Source organism: Citrobacter sp. Igbk 17 (assembly GCF_028069775.1).
GTDB lineage: Bacteria > Pseudomonadota > Gammaproteobacteria > Enterobacterales > Enterobacteriaceae > Citrobacter.
The window spans coordinates 1-480 of record NZ_JANEWI010000091.1; the positions used below are offsets into that span (position 1 = coordinate 1).

Here is a 480-nt window from a genome sequence, read left to right on the forward strand (position 1 = left end):
GCTGCCAACTTTGCTTTTGTTGAGGATGGAAACATCAATGGAAGAAACGGATCTGTACAGTGGAATGGATCAGATGTACGTATTAAGTATGGCTTTGAACCTGCTTCTGACGGAGCGGGCGAACGTATAGACCAAATTGGTGTTATGGAATATTGCTATAAAGGGAGCAATATACGGCGTCGCGGTTTCCTGGCGCAGCAAATGACAAACATAGATGATCGCTACACATTTTTCGGCGGTACGGCGACAGATGAAAACGGTGATGACTTTGCAGTGATGAATGTTGATGACCGCGCAGTCATTGCAGATCTGGTCGTGGTTGTTCAGGAGTTGAGGCGAGAAATTAGCATTCTAAAGAATATGGGTAGCTCACAGTGAACCTGATTGAATGCGAAGCTCTGACAGGAGTAGTTGCGGCGATTGGCAACAAATAGCCACCAGTCGTCGCAGATTATATTTATCCAGGACAGCAGCGCCATT

Annotated in this window: 1 protein-coding gene; it reads left to right on the forward strand. The window is 46.2% G+C overall.

What is annotated here, in order from left to right:
- Positions 1 to 378 (forward strand): tail fiber domain-containing protein (locus NNO08_RS22905; RefSeq protein ID WP_271457609.1); only part of this gene is annotated, 378 nt, incomplete at its 5' end.
- Positions 379 to 480: the final 102 nt, after the last annotated feature.